The following is a 4,498-nucleotide window of genomic DNA, read 5'->3' on the forward strand; positions in this document are numbered from 1 at the left end:
GCGCCCAGGGTTATGACCAGTTGAACCGCGAGGTTTGCCGGCAGCAAGGCGAGTTGCGGGTGGACGGTGGCTGCCAGCGGGTGTTCCAGCACGACGGGGAGTTGCAGCTCAAGGATCACGCCTGGCAGCGCGAATTGTGCATCGACACCGGTGACAGCGCTGACACCGTGGTCTGGCATCCGGGCGCCCGGCCGTTGCTGGGGGTGAGTTGGGATGAGGTCAACGAATTCGTCTGCGTCGAAGCGGCCAGCGGCGGCACCGACAGTGTGTGCCTGGCGCCGGGGGAGCGGGGGCATTTGAGTTTGCAGGCGCGGGTGGGGGCTTAGCTCTGGATCTACGGTGTGGCGGCTGCCGTCATCGCGAGCAAGCTCGCTCCCACAGGGGTTTTGTGAACGCCAGAGAACCAGTGTGGGAGCGAGCTTGCTCGCGATGACGATCTGTCAGGCACCAAAAGTTCCGGACCGAATCAGTTGAACTCATCCCCAACCGGATACCGGCTGGCGTTCAGGCTTTCCTTGATCTTGCGCAGGTGCGGCTGGAAGTCCACGCCCCGGCGCAGGGTCATGCCGGTGGCGAGCACGTCCAGCACGGTGAGCTGGATGATCCGCGAAGTCATCGGCATGTAGATGTCAGTGTCTTCAGGCAGCGGAATGTTCAAGCTCAGGGTACTGGCCTTGGCCAGTGGCGAGCCTTCGGCGGTCAGCCCGAGCACCGATGCGCCGTTCTCCCGGGCGATGCGCGCGACTTCCACCAGCTCGCGGGTACGCCCGGTGTAGGAAATGATCACGAACAGCTCGCCGGTATGGGCTACCGAGGCGATCATGCGTTGCATCAGCACGTCGGCATGGGCGGTCACCGCCAGGTTGAAGCGGAAGAACTTGTGCTGGGCGTCCAGCGCCACCGGGGCCGAGGCACCGAGGCCGAAGAAGTGGATCTGCCGGGCCTGGATCAGCAAATCCACGGCGCGACTGATCAAATTTGGATCTAGGGCCTGACAGGCGCTGTCCAATGAGGCAATGGCACTGCCAAAAATTTTCTGGGTGTAGGCTTCCGGGTTGTCGTCGGCCTCTACCGCGCGGCTGACATAGGCTGCGCCGCTGGCCAGGCTTTGGGCCAGTTGCAGCTTGAGCTCCGGGTAGCCGCTGACACCGAACGAGCGGCAGAAGCGGTTGACGGTCGGTTCGCTGACCGAAGCGGCCTGGGCGAGGGCGGCGATGCTGAAGCGGGTTGCCTGCTGCGGGTTGAGCAGGATCACTTCGGCCACCTTGCGTTCGGCCTTGTTCAGGTCTTCCAGGCGACTCTGGATCTGCTCCAGTAGATTTCGCACGCGGTCCATACAAGATTCCTAGAGAGGCGGGTCTTTGATACGACCCTTTGCGGTGGCCTATCCTACTGATGGCTCCGACGGACCACCACTCGGAATCGGTATTTTCGAAAAATGTTGTGGTTATTACTACATTTTTCCTTGAGTGATACCTTGAAAAAAGGTATTTGTAGCTTAACTTGATAAAAGAACAAACATCATGCATTCGATTACGGTTGAACCGTGCACCTTTGCCTTGTTCGGCGCGTTGGGCGACCTGGCGTTGCGCAAGCTGTTTCCTGCCCTTTATCAGCTCGATGGCGCCGGCCTGTTGCACGAGGACACGCGGATCCTGGCGTTGGCCCGCGAACCCGGCAGCGAACAGCAGCACCTGGGGTTCATCACCACTGAGCTGCGCCGTTATGTGGGGGATAAAGACCTCGACGAAACCGTGATCGAGCGCTTTCTGGCGCGCCTGACCTACCTGCACGTGGATTTCCTAAAGGCCGAGGACTACGTTGCCCTCGCCGAACACGCCGGTTCGACCCAGCAACAGGTCATTGCCTATTTCGCCACGCCGGCCGCCGTCTACGGCGCGATCTGCGAAAACCTGGCCAAAGTCGGCTTGAGCGAAAACACCCGCGTCGTGCTGGAAAAACCCATCGGCTCGGACCTGGAATCCTCGCGCAAGGTCAACGACGCCGTGGCGCAGTTCTTCCCGGAAAACCGCACCTATCGCATCGACCATTACCTGGGCAAGGAGACGGTGCAGAACCTGATCGCGCTGCGCTTCGCCAACAGCCTGTTCGAAACCCAGTGGAACCAGAACTACATCTCACACGTGGAAATCACCGTGGCCGAGAAGGTCGGTATCGAGGGCCGCTGGGGTTATTTCGACAAGGCCGGCCAGTTGCGGGACATGATCCAGAACCACTTGCTGCAACTGCTTTGCCTGATTGCCATGGACCCGCCGGCCGACCTGTCCGCCGACAGCATCCGTGACGAGAAGGTCAAGGTGCTCAAGGCCCTGGCGCCGATCAGCCCGGAAGGCTTGACCACCCAGGTGGTGCGCGGCCAATACATCGCTGGCCACAGCGAAGGCAAGGCGGTTCCGGGCTACCTGGAAGAACCGAATTCCAACACCCAGAGCGACACCGAGACTTTTGTTGCCCTGCGCGCCGACATTCGCAACTGGCGCTGGGCCGGTGTTCCGTTCTACCTGCGCACCGGCAAGCGCATGCCGCAAAAGCTGTCGCAGATCGTGATTCACTTCAAGGAACCGTCCCACTACATCTTCGCTCCCGAGCAGCGCCTGCAGATCAGCAACAAGCTGATTATCCGCCTGCAACCGGACGAAGGGATTTCCTTGCGGGTGATGACCAAGGAGCAAGGCCTGGACAAGGGCATGCAATTGCGCAGCGGTCCGCTGCAACTCAACTTCTCCGACACCTATCGCAGCGCGCGGATTCCCGATGCCTACGAGCGGTTGTTGCTGGAAGTCATGAACGGCAATCAGAACCTGTTTGTCCGTAAAGACGAAATCGAAGCCGCGTGGACGTGGTGTGACCAGTTGATCGCCGGGTGGAAAAAATCCGGCGATGCGCCCAAGCCGTATGCCGCTGGGTCATGGGGGCCAATGAGCTCCATTGCACTGATCACGCGGGATGGGAGGTCATGGTATGGCGATATCTGAATTGCAACTGCCCCAGGGCGTCACCGCCCTGGCGTTCAAGAGCCCGATGGCGCTGGCGGAGAAACTGGCGCTGAACGTGGCGGAGCAACTGCGCGCCGCCATCGATGCCAAGGGCGCGGCGACCCTGGTGGTTTCCGGCGGCCGCAGCCCGGTGGCGTTTTTCCAGCACCTGGCCAAGCAGGCGCTGGACTGGTCGAAGGTGGTGGTGAGCCTGGCCGATGAACGCTGGGTGCCGGTTGAACATGCCGACAGCAACGCCGGCCTGCTCAAGCGCTATCTGCTCCAAGGGGCTGCGGCCAAGGCCCAGTTCCTGAGCCTCTACAGCGCCAGCGCCAACCTGGAAGCCGCCGCCGAACAGGCGGACCGCCTGTTGGCCGAACTGCCGCCGATCGATGTGCTGGTCCTGGGCATGGGTGATGACGGGCATACCGCTTCGCTGTTTCCCGACAGTCCGAACCTGGCCGACGCTCTGGAGAAGGATGGCTCGCGCCGTTGCTGGCCGATGCTCGCGCCGACCGTGCCACACCAGCGCCTGACCATGAGCCGTGCCTTGCTGGCCTCGGCCCGACACAAAGTGCTGTCGATTTCCGGTCAGTCGAAATTGACCACCCTGAACGCTGCGGTGGCCGGTGACGATGTCGCCGAAATGCCGATCCGCGCGTTTCTGCAACCTACGTTAGAGATTTACTGGTGCCCATGAACCAAGGATCAGCCGCTATGACAAACCCATCCCCGACCGTTTCCATGGCGGACAAAGTTGCCCTGATCGACAGCCTCTGCGCCAAGGCGCGGATCCTGCCGGTGATCACCATTGCCCGTGAACAGGACATCCTGCCGCTGGCCGATGCCCTGGCGGCGGGTGGTCTGACGGCGTTGGAAGTGACCTTGCGCTCGCAGTTCGGCCTCAAGGCCATCCAGGTGCTGCGTGACCAGCGTCCGGAGCTGGTGACCGGTGCTGGCACGGTGCTTGATCGCCATATGCTGGCCGCCGCCGAGGCAGCCGGTTCGCAGTTCATCGTCACTCCAGGCATCACCCGCGATCTGCTGGAAGCCAGCGTCCAGAGCCCGATTCCGTTGCTGCCGGGGATCAGCAATGCCTCGGGCATCATGGAAGGCTACGGCCTGGGTTATCGCCGCTTCAAGTTGTTCCCGGCGGAAGTCAGCGGTGGTGTGGCGGCGATCAAGGCCTTGGGCGGACCGTTCGGCGAAGTGAAATTCTGCCCGACCGGCGGCGTCAGCCCGGCGAATATCAAGAGCTACATGGCGTTGAAAAACGTGATGTGCGTGGGCGGTAGCTGGATGCTCGATCCGGAGTGGATCAAGAACGGCGACTGGGCCCGTATCCAGGAATGCACCGCCGAGGCACTGGCGCTGCTGGACTGATTGTCTTACCGAACTTCGTTGTGTGTTCTACGGCTTTACGGTGCGCTTGGTCGGCGCGCCGTTTTTTTTTGCCAGGGTTTTGTGGCAGCACAGTGTGGTGAGAGAGCTTGCTCCCGCTG

The 4,498-nt window shown here is 61.6% G+C and carries 5 protein-coding genes; 4 read left to right on the forward strand and 1 reads right to left on the reverse strand.

The features are described from left to right. A partial coding sequence (locus OC610_RS21840; RefSeq protein WP_456300308.1) for an aldose epimerase family protein occupies positions 1-326 on the forward strand: 326 nt, incomplete at its 5' end. Positions 327-466: 140 nt separating this feature from the next. On the opposite strand, the gene OC610_RS21845 is transcribed toward OC610_RS21840, so the two are convergent. Beyond that, positions 467-1,327, reverse strand: a complete 861-nt coding sequence (locus OC610_RS21845) for a MurR/RpiR family transcriptional regulator (RefSeq protein WP_181289374.1) — start codon at positions 1,325-1,327, stop codon at positions 467-469. Between the two features lie 196 nt (positions 1,328-1,523). Between OC610_RS21845 and zwf the strand changes: the two genes are divergently transcribed. From zwf to OC610_RS21860, 3 genes are read left to right on the forward strand one after another with little or no spacing between them, the layout of a single operon-like run. Then, a complete protein-coding gene (gene zwf, locus OC610_RS21850) occupies positions 1,524-2,996 on the forward strand; it encodes a glucose-6-phosphate dehydrogenase (protein ID WP_264430701.1) in 1,473 nt (490 codons plus the stop codon). After that, positions 2,983-3,696: a 6-phosphogluconolactonase gene (pgl, locus tag OC610_RS21855; RefSeq protein WP_264430704.1), complete on the forward strand. Its 714-nt coding sequence runs from the start codon at positions 2,983-2,985 to the stop codon at positions 3,694-3,696. Before zwf ends, pgl begins: the two co-directional genes overlap by 14 nt. 17 nt (positions 3,697-3,713) lie before the next feature. Continuing rightward, positions 3,714-4,379 (forward strand): bifunctional 4-hydroxy-2-oxoglutarate aldolase/2-dehydro-3-deoxy-phosphogluconate aldolase, encoded by a 666-nt coding sequence (locus tag OC610_RS21860; RefSeq protein ID WP_264430707.1) that lies wholly within the window; start codon positions 3,714-3,716, stop codon positions 4,377-4,379. Positions 4,380-4,498: the final 119 nt, after the last annotated feature.

This window comes from Pseudomonas agronomica (assembly GCF_025917275.1).
Lineage (GTDB): Bacteria > Pseudomonadota > Gammaproteobacteria > Pseudomonadales > Pseudomonadaceae > Aquipseudomonas > Aquipseudomonas agronomica.

What these genes read in the sequence shown, in the direction of transcription:
- zwf (WP_264430701.1), top strand. Translation starts at nt 1,524, where the DNA reads ATGCATTCGATTACGGTTGAACCGTGCACCTTTGCCTTGTTCGGCGCG.
- pgl (WP_264430704.1), top strand. Translation starts at nt 2,983, where the DNA reads ATGGCGATATCTGAATTGCAACTGCCCCAGGGCGTCACCGCCCTGGCG.
- OC610_RS21860 (WP_264430707.1), top strand. Translation starts at nt 3,714, where the DNA reads ATGACAAACCCATCCCCGACCGTTTCCATGGCGGACAAAGTTGCCCTG.